Raw genomic sequence first — 20,711 nt, 5'->3', positions numbered from 1 at the left:
TGCGTGCCGTCGCGATCAGCTGGCGGCGCGCGCCGCGTCACGCAGCGCCTTGACCTGATCGTGGTTGCGCTGCACGCCCTGCAGCTGTTTTTCCACCACGGCGCGTACGTCGGCCGGCAGGTCCTTTTCCAGCGCCTTGCGATAGCTCTTGAGCGCCACGTCTTCGCCACGCTCGCACTCGTTGAGAATCGCCTCGTCGTCCTTGCCGGTGAGCATGGACTTCAGGTCCACCCAGCGACGGTGCATGTCGCCACTCATGCTGGTGCTGGTTTCCGGGTCGCCGCCGAGCGAACGGACCAGCTGCTGAAGCTCGGCCGCCGCACTGGCGCAGTCCTGGGCGCGCTGGAGCATGGTGGTCTTGAGCTGCGGGCTCTTCAGGTCTTCGGCGCACTCGCGAAAGCCCTTCTCACCGTCTTTGCTGGTTTCGATCAGGTCGTTGAGTACAGAGATCGTATCTTTGGTATCCATCTTTTCCTCCTCGGGTATCGAACCTAACGGCCGCCATGTTTGCGGCCTGCCAGTTAAGTCGACTGCCCGGGGCCGTCTTCGTTCAGAGAACCGGACGGCATGCGCCTCTCTGGCGCACCGTTTTGGCTCACTTGAGAGGCCCGAGAGGCCGGTGCTAGCATGCCGCTTCGATCCGGCAGCCGAGGCAGGGACTTCGCCCAATGAGCAGCATTCGCGAACGCAACCGGGAACTGATCCTGCGCGCGGCCAGTGAAGAGTTCGCGGAAAAGGGCTTCGCCGCGACCAAGACCAGCGACATCGCCCAGCGCGCCGGACTGCCCAAGCCCAACGTCTACTACTACTTCAAGTCGAAGGAGCGGCTCTACCGCGAGGTGCTGGAAAGCATCATCGAGCCGCTGCTGCAGGCCTCCAGCCCGTTCAACCAGCCGGGCCGCCCCGCCGAGGTGCTACGCGCCTACATCCGCACCAAGATCCGCATCTCCCGCGAGCACGCCTGTGCTTCCAAGGTATTCGCCAACGAAATCATGCACGGCGCGCCCCACCTGTCGCCCGAGCGGGTCGCGCAGCTGAACGCCCAGGCGAGCCATAACATTGCGCGGATTCAGGGCTGGATCGACGAGGGGCTGATGGCCAAGGTCGACCCCAGTCACCTGCTCTTCAGCATCTGGGCGGCGACCCAGACCTATGCCGATTTCGACTGGCAGATCTCCAGCGTCACCGGCAAGGCCTCGCTGGACGACGCCGACTACGAAGCGGCGGCCGACACCCTCATCCGCATGGTGATCAAAGGCTGCGAGGTGCAGGAGGGTGCGGCCGGCGGAGGTGTGGCCGGCGGAGGTGCGGCTGGCTGAGATACGCCCGACCGAGTCACTACCGGCGCTTACGCGCGGCGCGCGACCGGAGCATCCTGCGGCGGGGCGTCAGCCTCGTCCGGAGCGGTTTCACTGAAGAATTCCGTCATCTCGTCGAGCTCCAGCACCTCGGGCAGCTCACGCAGGTTGGAGCTGAAGTCGAGTTCCTCCACCGGCTCGTCCGCCGCCTTGCGCTTCCCTGCCGAGGGCCTGAACGGGCTGATCAGGTCCCAGTCGGCATCCAGCGAAAAGCTGTCCAGGTCCAGGCCGATGTACTCGGTCTCTTCGGCCTTGTCCTGCTTCGGCGGCTCGAGCACCGCGTCCAGCGCCGGCAGGCTGACCGGAGCCGGAATCACCTGCAGCTGCGCCTCGCCGATCCCCAGCTCGCGTGCCCGCGCCAGTTCCTGGGCAAAGGCCGGGCCGTCACCCAGTTCGCTCAGCACTTCCAGCAACTTCAGGCGCATCGCGCTGCGGTTCGGCTCGTTCGCCAACGCGGCCTCCAGCGTGTGGCGGGCCTGCTTGTAGCGCCCGTAGGCCATGTACAGACAAGCCGCATCCAGCGCGTCGCTGCCGGCCGTGAGCGCCCTGGACGCGACCGGCTCCGACGCGGCGGCAACGGCTTCGGCCGCCGGAACCGGCTGTTCGGGCGGGACCACGGGCGCGTCGAACCGGTCGACCTCGCTCGACTCATCGAGGGCATCGGCCTGCGTCGCCGGCCAGGCGCCGGCCGGCGCGGAAAACGACTCGGGCTCCGGTTCGTCCGAGCGGCGCAGACGCCAGAACAGACCGCCCAGCGCCAGCAGCAGGACGGCAGCCACGCCCCAGAGTCGCCAGTCGGCCAGGAGATCATCGGCAGCCGCCGGCGGTGTCACGACCACTGGCGCAGCGGGCTGTACGACCGGCGGCGCGGCCGCCCGGCGGGCCTCGACCAGCTGCTGGGTCAGCTGGATCAGTTGCCTGTCCCGCTCCTCGACCTGGCTCATCAGCTCATCGAGGCGCGTCTGGAACGCCTGGATCTGCTCACGCAGGTCATCGCGCACGCCCTGCTCGATCGCCACCTGCTCGTCGAGCTCGCGCTGCTCGGCCCACAGCTGCTCGATCCGATCATCGGCAGCCGGCGTCGTGTCGACGGCTTGCGTGACGGCCGGCTGCGCGGAGCGCTCGGCCGCCATCGTCGACTCGCCAAGCTCGATCCGATCGGGCAGCAGCAGGCTGGTACCCGACAGCAGGCGAGACTGGTCGCCCGCGGCGAAGGCCTGCGGATTGAGCGCATGGATATCGCGAACCAGGCGCTCGGTGCTCGCCGCGCCGCCCCCGACGTCCAGACGCCGGGCGATGAGCCAGAGGCTGTCGCCGGGCTGCACCTGGTAGCGCTGGCCGCGCAACGCCGCAGGCACCACCGGGGCAGCCTGGGACACCGGCGCAGCGGGCTCGCGCGCCACGGGTGGCGTTTCAGCCGGCGGGCGAACGGACGCCACCGGCTGGGTCGGCGGCGCCCAGGCCGCCATGGTTTCGACCGGATCGAGCAGCACGGTATATTCGCGCAGCAGCGTCCCGTTCGGGCGGACCAGTTCGACGATGAAGTTCAGATAGGGCTCGCGAACCGGAGCCGAGGTGGTGACCCGGATGCTGCCGTCGCGGCCACTCAGCCGGGTGGCGAAACGCAGATCCATCAGGTGCTGCGGGTAGTCGACACCCGAACGGGCGAACACGCTCGGCGCGGCCAGCTTCACCTTGAGGTCGGAAGCGTCCAGCCCCTGGACGTCGAGCAACTCGATCTCGGCCTCGAGCGGCTGATGCAGCGCCGAGTGCAACCTGATCTCACCCATGCCCAGGGCGGAGGCCGCGGACGGAACGCCGAGTGCGGCCAGCAGACAGATGAGGGAAGAGATCGAGCGCGCCATATCAAGCTTTCTCCAATGCCGTCATGGCGCCACCTGAGGACCAGGCATCGACAACTGCGGACATTCCGGTGATTCGAACGCAACGCCAGCGGTGGACCTGACGAGACGCAGTTCACATTTTACCACTTTTCGACTGGCGCATCGCCACCACTGATCGCATCGCCCATTCGCTCTTAATATCGGCAACAATCGCAGAACGCTGGACACCACCCGTCGCCCTGCGGCCATAACAATGACTCGGAGCCTCCATGACCCTCGACCCGCACCGCCTGCTTCGCGAACTCTTCGACGCCGCCATCGAGGCCGCCCACCCGCGAACCACCCTGGCTCCCCACCTGCCCGCCGATCGCAGCGGCCGCGCCATCGTCATCGGCGCCGGCAAGGCCGCCGCCGCCATGGCACAGGCCATCGAAGCATGCTGGGAAGGTGAGCTCCACGGGCTGGTGGTCACCCGCTACGGACACGGCGCGCCGTGCAGCCGGATCGAAGTGGTCGAGGCCTCGCACCCGGTCCCGGACGATGCCGGCGAGCGGGTCGCCCGCCGCGTGCTCGAACTGGTCAGCGGCCTGAAGGACACCGACAAGGTGATCTTCCTGCTGTCAGGGGGCGGCTCATCGCTGCTGGCCCTGCCGGCCGAAGGCATCACGCTGGCCGACAAGCAGGCGATCAACAAGGCCCTGCTGCGCAGCGGCGCCGCCATCGACGAGATGAACTGCGTGCGAAAGCACCTGTCGGCCATCAAGGGCGGCCGCCTGGCCCGGGCCTGCTGGCCGGCCAGCCTGTATACCTATGCGATCTCCGACGTACCGGGCGACGAGCCCACGGTGATCGCCTCCGGCCCGACGGTCGCGGACCCGACGACCTCCGCCGATGCCCTGGCCATCCTCGCCCGCTACGCCATCGAGGTGCCGCCGAACGTGCGCGCCTGGCTCGAGGACCGACGTTCGGAGACGCTCAAGCCGGGCGATCCGTACCTGTCGCGAAGCCACTTCCAGCTGATCGCGACGCCCCAGCAGTCGCTGGAGGCCGCAGCCGCCCTCGCCCGCCAGGCGGGGCTGACGCCCCTGATACTCGGAGACCTTGAGGGCGAATCGCGGGAAGTCGCCAAGGTCCACGCCGGCATCGCCCGGCAGATCGTGCTGCACGGGCAACCGTTGGCGGCGCCCTGCGTGATCCTGTCCGGCGGCGAGACCACCGTGACCGTTCGCGGCGATGGGCGCGGCGGGCGCAACGCCGAATTCCTGCTCAGCCTGACCGAGAACCTGGCGGGCCTGGACGGCGTTTATGCGCTGGCCGGCGATACGGACGGGATCGACGGTTCGGAAGACAATGCCGGCGCCATCATGACGCCACAAACCCATGCGCAGGGCCAGGCACTAGGGCTCGATGCCGCCGCCGAACTGGCCAACAACAATGGCTATGGCTACTTCGCCCGCCTCGACGCGCTGGTGGTCACCGGGCCGACGCGCACCAACGTCAACGACTTTCGCGCGATCATCGTCCTGCCCCGGTGAACCGGAACGGGCGCCTTATCCCCCGGTCTGGCGCGGATTCTGCTCCTGGGGGTAGTGGTGCTCTTCGACGACCTGGCCGTTCTCGTAGACCTTGACCACCGCGGTCCGCAGCTTCATGTAGTCGCGCGTCTCGGCCAGGATGTCGTCGCGACTGGACGCTTCGATCAGGGCGCGTGCATCGCCCTCCTCGCGCAAGACCCAGCGATCGCTGTCCCGGCTGATGACCTCGTAGTGCTGCATGGCGGCTCTCCTGTGTGGGGTACGCCTCGTTAGAGCGATGGCGAGGCACGCGGTTCGTCGCCGCAGACCGCCGGTGCGCAGCGCCATCATTCATATATAAAGGTAACTAAACAGGCATTTACCGCTTCGCTTGAAATAGCACTTTGATAGTTACCGAATAACTACCGTTTCGCTTGTAATTTCATTAAGCCATAACACTACGACGCATAAGGAAAACCATTCGTCCGGCGTTGAAACGGGTTGTGAACTCTGTTGCACCCAAGCCCCTCTGAATTCGTGAAGGCTGGAGCAAGTTGTATCAGCCCCTTTAGTTTCTCTATCCACCGAGGAGATAAAGAAAATGGCAAACAACAACCCTGGCAACTTTGCAAACGATCGCGAGAAAGCGTCCGAAGCCGGCAAGAAAGGCGGCAGCAACAGCGGCGGCAACTTCGCGAACGACCGCGAGAAGGCCTCCGAAGCCGGCAAGAAAGGCGGCCAGAACAGCCACGGCGGCGGCCGTAACAGCTAAGCCGAAGGCGTACTCGCAACCCTGATCCCAACGTCCCTATCCAAGAGGAGAAATGACATGGCGAACAACAACCCCGGCAACTTTGCGAACGATCGCGAAAAAGCGTCCGAAGCCGGTCGCAAAGGCGGCCACAACAGCGGTGGCAACTTTGCCAATGACCGCGAGAAGGCCTCCGAAGCCGGTCGCAAGGGCGGCCAGAACAGCCATGGCGGTGGCCGCAGCAGCTAATCGCCAGAAATAATAAGGCAGAGGGCCATGGCCCTCTGCCTTATTTTCATTTAAAGCTCGTTATATAAAAAGAAGCACTATCAACCAAAGATAACGTATAACCGACACGCTATAACCTTATCTCCGAAGCGGCACTTTCTCATGCATCTTCGAACACTATCCAGCACCCCTCTCAATCCTGGCGATCAAGCCGAGCCCGGAACTTCCGGTACCGGGGAGAACATCTGCCCACGCTGCGCGGGAACCGGTCGGGTAGCGGACCGCGACTGTGCAAACTGTGGCGGAACGGGCAAGATAATCGAGGGCATCGGCGGCGCGTGAGGCATGCCCTCCATGACAAGGAGCCAGCATGACGTCCCTTCCCGACGACCGCATCATCCAGAGCCTGCTCGATACCGACTTCTACAAGCTGACGATGATGCAGGCCATCCTGCACCACTACCCCGACGCCGAGGTGGAGTGGGCCTTTCGCAGCCGCACCCGAGAAGACCTCACCCCTCATCTGGAAGCGATTCGCGCGCAGGTCCGCGCCCTGGCCGATTTGCGGCTCAACGACGCCGAGCAGACCTTCCTCGAAAGCATTCCCTTCATGAAACCGGACTTCATCCGCTTCCTGCGGCTGTTCCGTTTCAACATGAATTACGTGGAGGTCGAGAGCGAGGCCGGCGAACTGGTGATCCGCCTTCGCGGCCCCTGGCTGCACATCATCCTGTTCGAGGTGCCCCTGCTGGCGATCGTCAGCGAGGTGCGCAACCGCGCCTGCTACCCGCACGCCACCGTCGACCAGGCCCGCGATCGGCTGTTGGAAAAATTCGACTGGCTGCGCCAGGAGGCCAGCGAGGAAGAACTGCGCGGCTTCAAGGTGGCCGACTTCGGTACGAGGCGGCGCTTTTCCTATGCGGTGCAGGAAAGCATCGTGCGGACCATGAAGGAACGGTTCCCGGGCCGCTTCGTCGGCACCAGCAACGTCCACCTGGCCAGGATTCTGGATATCAAGCCCATGGGCACCATGGCCCATGAATGGATCATGGCGCACCAGCAGCTCGGCCCGCGACTGATCGACAGCCAGCGCGCCGCCCTGGAATGCTGGGTCAAGGAATACCGCGGTGCGCTGGGGACGGCGCTGACCGACTGCATCACCATGGATGCCTTCCTGGCCGATTTCGATCTGTACTTCGCCAAGCTCTTCGACGGCCTGCGCCATGACTCCGGCGACCCGATCGAGTGGGCCAACAAGGCCATCGCCCACTACCAGCGGCTGGACATCGACCCGATGACCCGCAGCCTGGTGTTCTCCGACGGGCTCGACTTCCAGCGCGCGCTGTCCATCTACCGCACCCTGAACGGACGCATCAAGACCAGCTACGGCATCGGCACACAGCTCACCTGCGACCTGCCCGGCGTGGAGCCCACCAACATCGTGATCAAGATGATCGGCTGCAACGGCTATCCGGTGGCGAAGATTTCCGACTCCCCCGGCAAGAGCATGTGCCGCGACGAAGCCTTCCTCAGCTACCTGCGCCACGTCTTCAACGTGCCGCAGGCCTGAGCCGAGGCGAGCGGATCAGCCGCCTCGCCCTCCCCTGAATCGGAATGATGCCGCTCCGGTAGTGACCGCGGCGGCAGCTGCGGCCCCGGCCGCGCAATGGCCCGGCACGACAGCGTCGCGCCGGGTCGGGCTCAACGGGCGTCGATCTGGCCCTGAAGGTTGGCGATCTGGCTCTGCAGCGTGTTGATGCTACGGGTCATCTGCGCGCGGAAGGCGTCGAACTCGCTGGTGTTGGTGCTGCTGGGCGCGGGACGGTTGTCGAGCTCGCTGCGCAGCACCAGCAGGTCCTGCTCCAGCCGGCTGATCGCCTGGGTCTGGCTGGCCTGCTGACCGCCCTGCTGCTTGAGCGCCGCCACCTGCTTGTTCAGGCCTTCGATGCTCGCCTCCAGCTTGCTCTGCCCGGCCAGCGCGGACTTGAACCCGGCCTGCTCGCTGCTCACCGCCTTGAGTTCTTCGCCCAGCTTGGCGAGGGCGCCCTGCTGGTTCTTCAGTTCGCCGGAAAGCTGTTCGAGGCGCGCATTCAACTCCTCGGCACGCTTGGTCTGCCCGCTCTGCAGACCGGTCACGCTCTTCTGCTCGGTGCTGAACGCCTGTTGCTGCTGGCTCAGCGTCGCGACCTGCTGCTCGAGCTGCTTGATACGCAGCTTCACCGCCTCGCTCTCGCTGGTAACGTTCGACTCGGTCGCGACCACCTTGCCGGAAATGTCCCGGAGCCGGCCGTTGGCGTCTTCGCTGATGCGGGCGAAGCTGTCCTGGGTCGCGACCAGCTGCATCTCCAGCATGGATATCTGCTGGAAGCTCCACCAGCCGAGCCCGCCGAGGGCGATCAGCAGGGCCAGCACCATCGCCCAGAGCGCGCCGGTGGCGGCGGACTTGCGCTTCTGCCGGGGCGCGCGGACGTCGTCCCTGCGCTCGTAGCGACGCTTGCCCACCGGCTCCAGCTCAGGCTCCGGATAGGGCGTGTCGCGATCGCGATCAGCTCGAAGGCTGGGGATGTTATCCAGATCATCATCGAAATCGTTACGCATTGGGCACCATCGAGGCGGGCGAAAAAATGACGGCAGTATAACGCGTTGCATGCCGGCCTTCAGCGCTACCGGCGCACACCGGCGAAGGTCCGCAAGGGCGCCCGGGCTAGCTGTCCGCGACCAGCCAGGTGCCCGCCGCGCCGAGCAGCTGGCGCGTCAGTTCGGCCATCAGCTCACCGCCGTTGCGCCAGTAGTGCCAATAGAGCGGAACGTCGATGTACCTGCCCGGCAGCACGTCGACCAGCTCGCCCCGGGCCAGCTCGCCGCGCACCTGATACTCGGGCACCAGGCCCCAGCCCAGGCCACTTTCCAGCAGCCGCACGAAGCCTTCGGACGAGGGACACAGGTGGTGGATGAAGCCATCGGTGATGCCCAGCGCCGCCAGGTAGCGATGCTGCAGCTGGTCGTCGGGTCCGAACACGATCGCCGGCGCGCGGGTGACGACATCGGCCGTCGGTGCGCCGTCGAAATGCCGTGCCAGGAACGCCGGACTGGCCAGGGCGCGATAGCGCATCGCGCCGAGGAACTGGCTGCGCGCGCCGGCCAGCGCCGGCTCGGCGGCACAGACACAGGCGGCGACTTCGCCGGCACGCATCCGCTTCAGCCCCACGGCCTGGTCGACCACCACATGGTCGATCACCACCCGGTGACGGGCGCAGAACGGCGCCACCGCAGCGGCCCACCAAGTCGCCAGGCTGTCGGCGTTGAGCGCGATGCGCAGGCGCTCCGGCAGACGGCTTTCATCGAGCGCCGGGACCTGGCCCTGCAGATCGCGCTCGAGCAGCCGCACCTGCTGCACATGGTTGAGCAGCCGACGCCCCAGCTCGGTGGGCTGGGGTGGCGCCGAACGCAGCAGGACCGGCTGACCCACGCGCGCCTCGAGCATCTTGATGCGCTGCGAGACGGCCGATTGCGACAGCCCCAGCGCTGCGGCCGCGCGCTCGAATCCGGCCTGCTCGACCACGGCGGCCAGGGCGGTCAGCAGCTTGTAGTCGAACATCTGTTTTCCTTATGCAGGTTGAGCAAGATTTGTTTCCCTTATAGCGCGCCACTTACCAGACTCGCCAGCACCTTCCACAACGGCTGACGCAAGATGATGGGCGAAACACGACTCTCGACACTGCCGCGCACGCGGCAGACCGAACGGCACCCTGGCGGCCGGGCCGTCCCTGCGCGCGAGGCGCGTATCGGCGATGGGCGGCGCGCACTGTCGGAGCGATCCCGATGAGCCCGGTGCTGCAGAGCTACGTCAACGGGCTGGCGATCGCCGCCGGGCTGATCATGGCGATCGGCGCGCAGAACGCGTTCGTGCTGGCCCAGAGCCTGCGCCGCGAACACCACCTGCCGGTCGCGGCGCTGTGCATCGTCTGCGACATCCTGCTGGTCTGCGCCGGGGTGTTCGGCCTGGCGGCGCTGATCGCCCAGAGCACACTGCTGGAAAACCTGGCGCGCTGGGGCGGCACCGCGTTCCTGCTCTGGTACGGCACCCTCGCCCTGCGTCGGGCCCTGCGCCCCAGCGCCCTGCAGCAGCAGGAGGTCGCGCCGCGCTCGCGGCGAGCGGTCCTGCTGGCGGCGCTGGCCGTGACCCTGCTCAACCCCCATGTCTACCTCGACACGGTGGTGCTGATCGGCTCGCTCGGTGCCCAGCAGCCCGAACCCGGCGCCTTCGCCCTTGGCGCGGCGTGCGCATCGACGCTCTGGTTCCTGACACTGTCGCTCGGCGGCGCCTGGCTCGCCCCCTGGCTGGCGAAACCGCTGACCTGGCGACTGCTGGATCTGGGCGTCGCCACCATGATGTACGCCATCGCCTATCAGTTGATCACCCAATAACCACCCGCCAGGAGGAACGCCTCCGGCCATCGATGGTCCACGCAAGGCGCAGCCGCATCTTGCGATGGCACCGGCTCGCGGCTTCGGGCGCCCTGGCCCGGCTTTTCCACACAGTTGTCGCGTGGTTTAGCCTCCGGTCGGGTGCTATGATCGGGAGCTCGCGAGCAGGGAGCGAAGGCTCCAGCCCGCCTGTTCGGCCGACCGTGAACGGCCAGAGACTGCGCAAGCATGCAGCGAGCGAAGGAATCGATGGAAACGGGCGCCAACAAGCCCGCCGCCATCGGCGCAGCAGTAGACGCGCCCTCCCTTGCCCGCCGCATCAATCCTCGATACCTGAGCAGGAGATACACCATGGCTTTCGAATTGCCGCCGCTGCCTTACGAAAAGAACGCCCTCGAGCCGCACATTTCCGCCGAGACCCTGGACTTTCACCATGGCAAGCATCACCAGGCCTACGTGACCAATCTGAACAACCTGATCCCGGGCACCGAGTTCGAAGGCAAGGATCTGGAAACCATCATCAAGACCTCCACCGGTGGCATCTTCAACAACGCCGCCCAGGTCTGGAACCACACCTTCTTCTGGCACTGCATGTCGCCCAACGGCGGCGGTCAGCCGACCGGTGAACTGGCCGACGCGATCAACGCCGCCTTCGGCTCGTTCGACAAGTTCAAGGAAGAGTTCACCAAGACCGCCATCGGCACCTTCGGCTCCGGCTGGGCCTGGCTGGTCAAGAAGCCCGACGGCAGCGTCGGCCTCGCCAGCACCGGTGGTGCCGGCAACCCCATGACCGACGGCGCCAAGCCGCTGCTGACCTGCGATGTCTGGGAACACGCCTACTACATCGACTACCGCAACGCCCGTCCGAAGTTCGTCGAGGCGTTCTGGAACCTGGTCAACTGGGACTTCGTCGCGAAGAACTTCGCCGGCTGATATCCGCATCCTCGGATGCCGCTGCAACCGTTTTCCGGAATGCAGCGCCACGAAATGCCCGCAGCGATGCGGGCATTTTCGTTTCCGGCACCCCGCCACCTTCTTCGAGCGTCCACCGCACCTTTTTCAGCCGAACAAATCGACGGAATGCCGGCGCCAACTATTGAGCGTCAAGGCGTATTGCCACATCCTTCGCTCCGCTCGTTCGACGCGCTTCATCGACCTACTGGCCGATGGCCCATGCTGGCGCTTTGACGAGCGCCGCTGTATTACCAATACTCATGAAGCGGGCCTGGGGAAAAGGAAACCATCTGTGAAGTTGGAATCGCGTAGCAGCCTGTCACGAAAACTCCTGCGCATGGTGCTGCTCTCGGCCTTGGCCGTCGGGCTGATACTCAGCTGCGCCCAGATTCTGTTCGATGCCTACAAGACCCGGAGCGTGATCGCCACCGAGGCCCAGCGCATCCTGCGCATGTCCCGCGATCCCTCGACCCAGGCGCTCTACAGCCTGGACCGCGAGATGGGCGCACAGGTGATGGAAGGCCTGTTCCAGCATGAATCGATACGCGTCGCCTCCATCGGCCACCCCGACGAAGCGCCGCTGGCGCAAAAGACCCGCCCGCTGCTGCAGCTCCCGACCCGCTGGCTGACCGATCCGGTGCTCGGCAAGCAGCGGACATTCACCACGCCGCTGGTCGGCCGCCCGCCGCACAACGAGTACTACGGGGAGCTGTCCATCACCCTGGATACCGGGCGCTACGGCCAGCAGTTCGTCAACAACTCGGTGGTGATCTTCATCGTCGGCACCCTTCGCGCCCTGGCGCTGGGATTCGTGCTCTACCTCATCTACCAGTGGCTGCTCACCCGCCCGCTGATGGCCATCGTCGAGAGCCTGGTGCGAATCAACCCCGACCGTCCCGGCGACCACAAGCTGCCGATGATCAAGGGCCACGAACAGAACGAACTGGGATTGTGGGTCAACACCGCCAACGGCCTGCTCGCCTCGATCGATCAGAACATGAACCTGCGCCGGGAGGCGGAGAACAGCCTGGCGCGCATGACCCAGTTCGACTTCCTCACCGGCCTGCCGAACCGCCACCAGCTGCAGCGCCAGCTCAACCAGATCCTCGACGAGGCCAGGCAGACGCAACGCTGCGTCGCCGTGCTGTGCCTGGGGCTGGACGACTTCAAGGGCATCAACGAGCAGTTCAGCTACCAGACGGGCGACCGCCTGCTGGTGGCCCTGGCCGACCGGCTGCGCGAGCAGAACGGCCGGATCGGCGCCTTTGCGCGCCTGGGCGGCGATCAGTTCGCGATGATCAAGGCCGAGATCGACCAGCCCTACGAAGCCGCCGAACTCGCCCAGCAACTGCTCGACGCGCTGGATGCGCCGATCGTGCTCGACAACCACAGCATCCGCATCCGCGCCACCATCGGCATCACCCTCTTCCCTGAAGACGGCGACAGTGCGGAAAAACTGCTGCAGAAGGCCGAGCAGACCATGACCCTGGCCAAGAACCGCTCGCGCAACCGCTACCAGTTCTACGTCGCCAGCATCGACAGCGAGATGCGCCAGCGCCGGGAACTGGTCAAGGACCTGGGCGAAGCCTTGCAGTTGGAGCAGTTCTTTCTCGTCTACCAGCCCCAGGTCGACTACCGGCTCAACCAGGTCAACGGCGTCGAGGCGCTGCTGCGCTGGAAGCACCCGGAGCGCGGCCTGGTCCCGCCCGACCAGTTCATTCCGCTGGCCGAGCAGAACGGCAGCATCCTGGCCATCGGCGAGTGGGTGCTGGACCAGGCCTGCCGGCAGCTGCGCGAATGGCACGAGCAGGGCTTCGTGGGCCTGCGCATGGCGGTCAACCTCTCGACCGTCCAGCTGCACCACGCCGAGCTGCCCAGGCTGGTGAGCAACCTGATGCAGGTGCACCGGCTGCCCCCCGAAGCCTTGGAATTGGAGGTCACCGAAACCGGCCTGATGGAGGACATCTCCGCTGCGGCGCAGAACCTGCACAGCCTCAGGCGTTCGGGCGCGCTGATCGCCATCGACGACTTCGGCACCGGCTATTCGTCCCTGAGCTACCTCAAGAGCCTGCCGCTGGACAAGATCAAGATCGACCGCAGCTTCGTCCAGGACATCACCCCCGAAGGCGGCGACGCGACCATCGTCAACGCCATCGTCCAGCTGGCGCGAAGCCTGAACATGCAGGTGATCGCCGAAGGCGTCGAGACCGCCGAACAGGAAGCCTACCTGATCGCCCAGGGATGCCATGAGGGCCAGGGCTTCTACTACAGCAGGCCACTGCCGGCCCGCGAGTTCACCCTGTACCTGAACCAGCCCCGCCCCACCGGGACCGCCGTCGGCTCGACGCAGCACTGATTCACGCCAGGCGCGTCCTGCCGCCGGTTGCAGGGCCGACGCAACCGCGCCCTTTGCACAAAATGAAAATCTTTCGCATTATGTCTCGCATCCAGCAGAGCACCCCGCTCTCCCTGGCCGGGCATGCCTGTCATGCCTGCCTCGCCCTTGCCGCCGGCGTTGACGCGAAGTGACCCACCGTCGCCGGCTCAACCGCAGGGCCTGGCCGTTTCACCGACCTTTCTATCCCTTCGAAGCAAAGGAACACGCCATGCTACGCACCCCCTCATGGGCTACTGCCAGCCTGTTGGCCGCTGCCATCACCCTCGCTGGCTGCGGAGATGAAAAGGAAGCCACCAACCAGGCTGCACCAGCGCCGGCCACCACCGAAAGCCAGCCGGCCCAGGCAGCGGCGCAGCCGGACCAGGAGGCGATCAAGGCGGTAGTCATGCATTACGCCGACCTGGCCCATGCGACGTTCAGCGACGCCCACAGCACCGCCGTGGAGCTGCAGAAGGCCATCGACGCCCTGCTCGCCGATCCGACCGAGGAGACCCTGCAGGCCGCCCGCGAGGCCTGGGTAGCGGCGCGCGTTCCCTACATGCAGACCGAAGTGTTCCGCTTCGGCAACACCGTGGTCGACGACTGGGAAGGTCAGGTCAACGCCTGGCCGCTCGACGAAGGCCTGATCGACTACGTCGCCGACGATTACCAGCACGCGCTGGGCAACCCGGGCGCCCAGGCCAACATCATCGCCAACCGCGAGATCCAGGTCGGCGAAGACGTCATCGACGTCAACGAGATCACCGCCGAGAAGCTCGCCAGCCTGAACGAACTGGGCGGCTCCGAAGCCAACGTCGCCACCGGCTACCACGCCATCGAATTCCTGCTCTGGGGCCAGGACCTCAACGGCACCGAGCCGGGCGCCGGCGAACGTCCCGCCACCGATTACGTCGAAGGCGACGGCTGCACCGGCGGCAACTGCGATCGCCGCCGCACCTACCTGAAAGTCGCCACCGACCTGCTGGTCAGCGACCTCCAGGAAATGGTCGACCAGTGGGCGCCGGGCCAGGAGAACTACCGCGCGACCCTCGAATCCGAGCAACCGGAGAACGGCCTGCGCAAGATGCTGTTCGGCATGGGCAGCCTGTCGCTCGGTGAACTGGCGGGCGAACGCATGAAGGTCGCGCTCGAAGCCAACTCCACCGAAGACGAGCACGATTGCTTCAGCGACAACACCCACAATTCCCACTTCTACAACGGCAAGGGCATCCGCAACGTTTACCTCGGCGAGTACCGCCGCGTGGACGGCAGCACCCTCACCGGCGCCAGCCTGGCCTCGCTGGTCAACGCAGCCAACCCCGACGTGGACAAGACCCTGCGCGCCGATCTGGAAGAGACCGAAGCCAAGCTGCAGGTCCTGGTCAGCAGCGCCGAGAACGGCGAGGCCTTCGACCAGCTGATCGCCGCCGACAACGCCGAAGGTCAGGAAAAGGTTCGCGACGCCATCGCGGCGCTGGTCAAGCAGACCGGCTCCATCGAACAGGCCGCCGCGGCCCTGGGCATCAGCGACCTGAACCCCGACACCGCCGATCACGAGTTCTGATCGACGCCGCCCGGGGCCCGGCCCCGGGCGGACCGCGGCACCACGCCGCAGCGGAGCCGGACCCGCGCATCGCCTCGTTCTGCAGGCCTTGCGCGTTGGTCGCTCCTTATTGGAAATGCAAATCCCTCTTATTCAATAACGGTTAGCCTGCTAAGCTTGCCGCCCTCTTCATCGTCGAGCATCCCGATGCGTCCGCTTTTTCGCTGCTCGCTCCTGTTCCTGGCACTGGCGTTGGCCGGCTGCGACGAGCAGGCGCCCCGCTTCGACAGCGCCGAGACCGGCGAGGCACTCTCCGGCGGCAGCACCACGGTCAACCGCAGCGACCACAACGCCTTCTCGATGCCCTCGGCCAATCTTGCGCCAACGCGGCGGCTGGATTTCAGCGTCGGCAACAGCTTCTTCCGCAACCCCTGGGTCATCGCGCCGGCCACCACCACCGCACGCGACGGGCTCGGCCCGCTGTTCAACACCAATGCCTGCCAGAACTGCCATATCAAGGATGGCCGTGGCCACCCGGCCGACGCACAGGCGGTGAACGCGGTCTCGATGCTGGTGCGTGTGTCGCAGCCGGCCGCCGCCGACGAACAGGCGATGCTCGAGCGCCTGGGCAACCGTCCCGATCCGGTGTACGGCGCCCAGCTGCAGGACATGTCGATACCGGGGGTGACGCCCGAAGCGCGAATCCGCGTGGACTACACCTACTCCACCGTGGCCTTCGCCGATGGCACCGAAGTCGAACTGCGCACCCCGCAGCTGAAGATCGACCAGCTCGGCTACGGCCCCTTCCATCCGGACACCGAGTTCTCCGCGCGGATCGCCCCACCGATGATCGGCCTCGGGCTGCTCGAAGCCATCGCACCGGCCGACATCCTGGCCCAGGCCGATCCCGACGACCGCGACGGAGACGGCATCTCCGGCCGCCCCAATCTCGTCTGGAACGAGGCAACCGGCCAGGTGGAGCTGGGTCGCTTCGGCTGGAAGGCCGGCCTGCCCACGCTCGATCAGCAGAACGCCCAGGCCTTCGCCATCGACATGGGCCTGACCAACCGCCTCTTCCCCCAAGACGACTGCACCGAGGCCCAGGTGGACTGCCGCCAGGCCGTCGACGGTGGAGCGCCGGAAGTCAGCGACAACATCCTCGACGCCGTCCTGTTCTACACCCGCAACCTGGCCGTGCCGATGCGCCGCAAGGTCGATGATCCGCAGGTGCTGGCCGGCAAGGGCCTGTTCCACCAGGCCGGCTGCCAGCGCTGCCATACGCCGCAGTTCACCACCTCGGCCGATGCGCCCGAACCGGAGTTGGCCAACCAGCTGATCCGCCCCTATACCGACCTCTTGCTGCACGACATGGGCGAGGGGCTGGCGGACAACCGCGGCGAGTTCCAGGCCACCGGCCGGGAATGGCGCACCGCGCCGCTGTGGGGCATCGGCCTGACCGAGACGGTCAGCGGACACACCCAGTTCCTGCACGACGGGCGCGCGCGCTCACTGCTTGAGGCCATTCTCTGGCACGGCGGCGAGGCCGAGGCGGCCCGCCAGAAGGTGCTGGGCTTCGATGCCCGGCAGCGCGCCGCGCTGATCGCCTTTCTCGAATCTCTCTAATGGCCGGGTCGTCGCGCCCGGTCTTGTGCATGCGTGAGGAGCCATGATGAACAGCAACCGTAACCTTCGCGCCCTGTGCCTGGCCTGGCTGGCCGCCGCTGCGCTCGTCGGCTGTTCCCAGCCGGAGCCGATGGAACGCACCAGCGCCGCCGTGGCCGATGGCGTCCTTCTGCCGGCCTACCGCGAATGGGCGGAGACCAACCGGCGTCTGGCCGCCAGCGCCCATGCCTTCTGCGCGGGCAACGAGACCCTGGAGGAGGCACGCCAGGCCTACGTGCATGCACAACTGGCCTGGGCCGGCCTGCAGCCGCTGCTGATCGGCCCCATGGGCGAAGGCAACCTGGCCTGGCAGGTGCAGTTCTGGCCGGACAAGAAGAACCTGGTGGCACGTCAGGTCGGCGGCCTGCTCAAGAACAAGCCGCAACTGACCCGCGATGACGTGGCGAGCGCCAGCGTCGTGGTCCAGGGGCTGACCGCCTACGAGTACGTCCTGTTCGACCAGGACATCGACCTGCAGGACGCGGCCACCCGCAGCCACTACTGCCCGCTGCTGATGGCCATCGGTGAACACCAGCAGACCCTCTCGGCCGGCATCGTCGAACGCTGGACGGTCAAGGATGGCATGGCCGCCCAGCTCAAGCAGTTCCCCAGCGAGCGCTACGCCGAGCCCAGCGAAGCCATTGCCGAGCTGCTGCGGGTGGACGTCACCGCCCTCGATGCCCTGAAGAAAAAGCTCGGCACGCCGCTGGGCCGGCAGAACAAGGGGCAGCCACAGCCGTACCAGGCCGAAGCCTGGCGCAGCGACACCTCGCTGGCCAGCCTCGAAGCCGCCATCAGCGGAGCGCAGCGGCTCTGGGAAGGCGCCGACAGGGACGGCCTCAGGGCGCTGCTGGGCGATGACCAGGCCGGGCTGGCCAAACGCATCGACGACGCCTTCGCCACCACCCATCGCCATTTCGCCGAAACGCACAAACCGCTCAACGAGCTGCTCGCCGACGAGGCCGGGCGCAACGCCCTCAATGCGCTCTACGACGACCTCAACATCCTGCATCGCCTGCACCAGGGCGAACTCGCGCAGGCGCTGGGTATCCAGATCGGCTTCAACGCACACGACGGAGACTGACCATGAAGCGCCGCGCTTTCCTCGGTTTCGGCAGCGCCCTGATCGCGGCTTCCGCGCTCGGTGGCTGGACCCTGGCCCACCACGGCGAGCAGAAGATCCTGCTCTCGGCCCGCGACGACGGTCAGGGGCACCACTACGCTGTGGGTTTCCGCCTCGACGGCACCCAGGTGTTCGCTACGCCGGTCGCCGAGCGTTGCCATGACATCTATGCCCATCCGCACCTGCCGCTCGCCGTGTTCGTCGGCAGGCGGCCGAGCCGCGAAAGCTACCTGATCGATTCGCGCGACGGCCGTCTGCTGCAGGTGCTCGCCTCGCCGGCGGATCGCCACTTCTATGGCCACGGCGTGTTCCACAAGGACGGCGGGTGGTTCTACACCACCGAGAACGATACCTCCGAGCCGGGACGCGGCGTGCTCGGCGTCTACCGCGTCGAGGGCGAGCGCCTGGTGCGCAGCGGCGAACTGTCGACCCACGGCGTGGGTCCGCATCAGCTGTTGTGGATGCCCGATGGCGAAACCCTGGTGATCGCCAACGGCGGCATCCGCACCGAGGCCGACAGCCGCGCAATGATGAACCTCGACGCCATGGAGGCCAGCCTGGTGCTGCTTCGCCGTGACGGCGCCCTGGTCAGCAAGGAGCAGCTGCCCGAGCAGATGAACAGCGTCCGCCACCTGGCCGTGGCCCGCGACGGCACGGTGGTTTCCGGCCAGCAGTACGAAGGCGATCCGATGGACAGCGCACCGCTGCTGGCGATCAAGCGTCCCGGCCAGCCGTTCCAGCCCTTTCCCCTCGGCGAAGCGCAACGCCTGGTGATGAACCAGTACACCGCGAGCCTGGCGATCCACGACGAACGGCGCCTGCTGGCGGTGACCGCGCCGCGCGGCAACCGGGTGTTCTTCTGGAATCTGGACACCGCCGAGCTGCTCGAAGAAGCCACGCTCGCCGACTGCGCCGGTGTCGGGGCGGTCGAGCAGGGCTTCGTGGTCACTTCCGGCCAGGGCCGCTGCCGCCTCTACGACTGTCGCGGCGAGCGCATCGTCGCCCGGCCCCTGGATCTGCCCTCGGGGCTTTGGGACAATCACCTGCGGCTGGTCTGAATGCCTTCAAGCTTGCAGCCCTCACGCCGACACAGGGGGATATCGGAGGGCTGCCGCAGCTTCCCCTCCCCCCGAAGCGCTCGCGCCCTTCGTAGCGCCTGCCTCCTCACCCGCACCCGAGAAGTACCATGCACCCGCAAAAATCGTTGCGCGCCCAACTGTTGACTCTGATCGGCGGCAGCCTGCTGCTGATGCTGGTCATCGCCCTCGCCTGCTTCAGCTTCCTCTCCGCCGGCATTTCCTCCTACAAGGGCCTGCTGGACGGACCACTGGAACAGTCACGCCTGGTCGACGAGGCCAACCTCGAATTCAAGACCCAGGTGCAGGAATGGAAGAACGTCCTGCTGCGCGGCAAGAAAGCCGAAGACCTGGCCACCTACTGGGGACGCTTCGAGGATAAGGAACGCCAGGTGCAGGCGATCCTTTCCCGGCTGGTGGCGCTTTCGGACGGTGACGCCGAGCTGTCCGCGCAGGTGCGCAGGCTCGGCGAAGAACACCGCAACCTCGGCGCCGCCTACCGCAAGGGACGTGATGCCTTCGTCGCGGCCGGCGCCGACCCGGTCGCCGGCGACATCGCGGTGCGCGGTATCGACCGCGCCACCAGCGAGCAGCTCAGCGCGCTGGTCGCCCGTCTGCATGACTCGGCGCGGCACGGCTCCGAACGAATCGAGGCGCAAGCGGACCGCGCCGTCAGCCTGGGCACCCTGATCATGGTGCTGGCCGGCGTCGGCGTCGCGCTGCTGAGCGCGTGGCTGGTCAACCGCAACCTGATCGTCCCCATCGGCCAGCTGATCGACCACATCGCCCGGCTCAGCCAGGGCAAGTTCGGCGACCGCGTGGACAGCACGCGCACCGACGAACTGGGCCGCCTGGCGGCCGCGGCGAACATCCTGCGTGACTTCCTGGACGACACCTTCACCCGCCTGCAGCGCAGCACCGCGGACCTGGACAACGCCAGCGGCGAACTCAACGCCATCGCCACGCTGATGGCCCAGGGCACGCGCGAGCAATTCTCGCGTACGGATCAGGTGGCCACCGCGATGCATGAGATGTCCGCCACCGCCCAGGAAGTGGCCCGCCACGCGGTCGAAGCGGCGCAGGCGGCAGACAACGCCGACCAGTCCGCCCAACAGGGCGAAAAGGTGATGCAGGCGACCATCGACACCATCACCCACATGCGTGGCGAGATCAGCACCACCGCCGAGGTGATTCGCCGCCTGGAAGCCGACAGCGAGCGCATCGGCACCGTGCTCGAAGTGATCCGCGGCATCGCCGACCAGACGAACCTGCTGGCCCTGAACGCAGCCATCGAAGCGGCTCGCGCCGGCGAAGCCGGTCGCGGCTTCGCGGTGGTGGCCGACGAGGTTCGCACCCTCGCGCGCCGCACCGCCGAATCCACCTCCGAAATCCACCAGATCATCGATACGGTGCAGACCGGCGCGGTGAATGCGGTGCGCGCCATCGAGAGCGGCCAGAGCCGCAGCGAACGGGGCGTCGAGCAGGTGACCGAAGCCGGCAGCATGCTGCAGCGCATCACCCTGGAGGTGGAATCGATTCGCGACATGAACCGGCAGATCGCGACCGCCGCCGAGGAACAGACATCGGTGGCCGAAGACATCTCGCGCAACCTCACCGAAATCACCGCCATCGCCACCACCAACCAGCAGAACGTCGAGCGCACCGAGGGTGCCAGCCGCAACCTGCACGAACTCTCCGCGCAGCTGAGCGACGTGACCCGCCGATTGGCCGGCTGAACCACCGGCCGCCCCACCGCACGTGGGGTCCCTGCGCGGGCGCCTCCGGGCCGCCCGCGCCCTCCCGGGCCCCGCCAGCGCTGCCTTTGACTTGTCATCGGCGCAGGACTAAGGTGC

Annotated in this window: 18 protein-coding genes; 13 read left to right on the top strand and 5 right to left on the bottom strand. The window is 66.6% G+C overall.

The genetic code is table 11. The features are described from left to right. Window positions 1–15: 15 nt before the first annotated feature. Window positions 16–468, bottom strand: coding sequence for a PA2169 family four-helix-bundle protein (locus tag DN824_RS16755; RefSeq protein WP_138409553.1), 453 nt, complete (start codon window positions 466–468; stop codon window positions 16–18). Between the two features lie 200 nt (window positions 469–668). Between DN824_RS16755 and DN824_RS16750 the strand changes: the two genes are divergently transcribed. Beyond that, window positions 669–1,319 (top strand): TetR/AcrR family transcriptional regulator, encoded by a 651-nt coding sequence (locus DN824_RS16750; RefSeq protein ID WP_138409552.1) that lies wholly within the window; start codon window positions 669–671, stop codon window positions 1,317–1,319. Between the two features lie 29 nt (window positions 1,320–1,348). Here DN824_RS16750 and DN824_RS16745 read toward each other — a convergent pair whose 3' ends face one another. Continuing rightward, window positions 1,349–3,223: a type IV pilus assembly protein FimV gene (locus DN824_RS16745; RefSeq protein ID WP_138409551.1), complete on the bottom strand. Its 1,875-nt coding sequence runs from the start codon at window positions 3,221–3,223 to the stop codon at window positions 1,349–1,351. 248 nt (window positions 3,224–3,471) lie between these two features. Between DN824_RS16745 and DN824_RS16740 the strand changes: the two genes are divergently transcribed. Beyond that, the gene (locus DN824_RS16740) at window positions 3,472–4,737 is read left to right on the top strand and encodes a glycerate kinase type-2 family protein (RefSeq protein WP_138409550.1); all 1,266 of its coding nucleotides are present in this window, start codon (window positions 3,472–3,474) and stop codon (window positions 4,735–4,737) included. 15 nt (window positions 4,738–4,752) lie between these two features. On the opposite strand, the gene DN824_RS16735 is transcribed toward DN824_RS16740, so the two are convergent. Further along, window positions 4,753–4,977, bottom strand: coding sequence for a DUF2188 domain-containing protein (locus DN824_RS16735; RefSeq protein ID WP_138409549.1), 225 nt, complete (start codon window positions 4,975–4,977; stop codon window positions 4,753–4,755). 340 nt (window positions 4,978–5,317) lie between these two features. On the opposite strand from DN824_RS16735, the gene DN824_RS16730 reads away from it, so the two are divergent. The 3 genes from DN824_RS16730 to pncB all read left to right on the top strand — a co-directional run bounded on the left by DN824_RS16730 (window position 5,318) and on the right by pncB (window position 7,265). After that, window positions 5,318–5,488 carry a con-10 family general stress protein gene (locus tag DN824_RS16730; protein ID WP_138409548.1) on the top strand — a complete coding sequence of 57 codons (171 nt, stop codon included), beginning with the start codon at window positions 5,318–5,320 and terminating at the stop codon, window positions 5,486–5,488. A gap of 57 nt (window positions 5,489–5,545) precedes the next feature. Further along, a complete protein-coding gene (locus tag DN824_RS16725; RefSeq protein ID WP_003290130.1) occupies window positions 5,546–5,716 on the top strand; it encodes a con-10 family general stress protein in 171 nt (56 codons plus the stop codon). A 349-nt stretch (window positions 5,717–6,065) separates the two neighbouring features. Then, window positions 6,066–7,265: a nicotinate phosphoribosyltransferase gene (gene pncB, locus DN824_RS16715; protein ID WP_138409546.1), complete on the top strand. Its 1,200-nt coding sequence runs from the start codon at window positions 6,066–6,068 to the stop codon at window positions 7,263–7,265. Between the two features lie 131 nt (window positions 7,266–7,396). Here pncB and DN824_RS16710 read toward each other — a convergent pair whose 3' ends face one another. Both DN824_RS16710 and DN824_RS16705 read right to left on the bottom strand, forming a co-directional pair. Continuing rightward, window positions 7,397–8,293, bottom strand: a complete 897-nt coding sequence (locus DN824_RS16710; protein ID WP_138409545.1) for an ATPase — start codon at window positions 8,291–8,293, stop codon at window positions 7,397–7,399. Between the two features lie 106 nt (window positions 8,294–8,399). Next, complete coding sequence (locus tag DN824_RS16705) at window positions 8,400–9,293, bottom strand: LysR family transcriptional regulator ArgP (RefSeq protein ID WP_138409544.1); 894 nt, start codon at window positions 9,291–9,293, stop codon at window positions 8,400–8,402. A gap of 224 nt (window positions 9,294–9,517) precedes the next feature. Here DN824_RS16705 and DN824_RS16700 point away from each other — a divergent pair, with 224 nt between their 5' ends. From DN824_RS16700 to DN824_RS16665, 8 genes are all read left to right on the top strand, one after another. Continuing rightward, window positions 9,518–10,123 (top strand): LysE/ArgO family amino acid transporter, encoded by a 606-nt coding sequence (locus DN824_RS16700; protein ID WP_138409543.1) that lies wholly within the window; start codon window positions 9,518–9,520, stop codon window positions 10,121–10,123. 351 nt (window positions 10,124–10,474) lie between these two features. Continuing rightward, window positions 10,475–11,056: a superoxide dismutase gene (locus DN824_RS16695; protein ID WP_138409542.1), complete on the top strand. Its 582-nt coding sequence runs from the start codon at window positions 10,475–10,477 to the stop codon at window positions 11,054–11,056. Window positions 11,057–11,369: 313 nt separating this feature from the next. Continuing rightward, window positions 11,370–13,433 carry a putative bifunctional diguanylate cyclase/phosphodiesterase gene (locus tag DN824_RS16690; protein ID WP_138409541.1) on the top strand — a complete coding sequence of 688 codons (2,064 nt, stop codon included), beginning with the start codon at window positions 11,370–11,372 and terminating at the stop codon, window positions 13,431–13,433. Window positions 13,434–13,683: 250 nt separating this feature from the next. Beyond that, complete coding sequence (locus DN824_RS16685; RefSeq protein WP_138409540.1) at window positions 13,684–15,018, top strand: imelysin family protein; 1,335 nt, start codon at window positions 13,684–13,686, stop codon at window positions 15,016–15,018. 186 nt (window positions 15,019–15,204) lie between these two features. Continuing rightward, entirely contained in the window at window positions 15,205–16,620 is a 1,416-nt protein-coding gene (locus DN824_RS16680) for a di-heme oxidoreductase family protein (protein WP_138409539.1), read from the top strand. A gap of 46 nt (window positions 16,621–16,666) precedes the next feature. Continuing rightward, complete coding sequence (locus DN824_RS16675; protein ID WP_138409538.1) at window positions 16,667–17,743, top strand: imelysin family protein; 1,077 nt, start codon at window positions 16,667–16,669, stop codon at window positions 17,741–17,743. Window positions 17,744–17,745: 2 nt separating this feature from the next. Then, a complete protein-coding gene (locus tag DN824_RS16670; RefSeq protein ID WP_138409537.1) occupies window positions 17,746–18,840 on the top strand; it encodes a DUF1513 domain-containing protein in 1,095 nt (364 codons plus the stop codon). Between the two features lie 128 nt (window positions 18,841–18,968). Continuing rightward, window positions 18,969–20,594, top strand: coding sequence for a methyl-accepting chemotaxis protein (locus DN824_RS16665; protein WP_138409536.1), 1,626 nt, complete (start codon window positions 18,969–18,971; stop codon window positions 20,592–20,594). Window positions 20,595–20,711 lie beyond the last annotated feature (117 nt).

Origin of the sequence: Stutzerimonas nosocomialis, from assembly GCF_005876855.1 — a bacterium.
Classification (GTDB): domain Bacteria; phylum Pseudomonadota; class Gammaproteobacteria; order Pseudomonadales; family Pseudomonadaceae; genus Stutzerimonas; species Stutzerimonas nosocomialis.
This window is presented reverse-complemented; position numbering and strand designations above follow the sequence as displayed.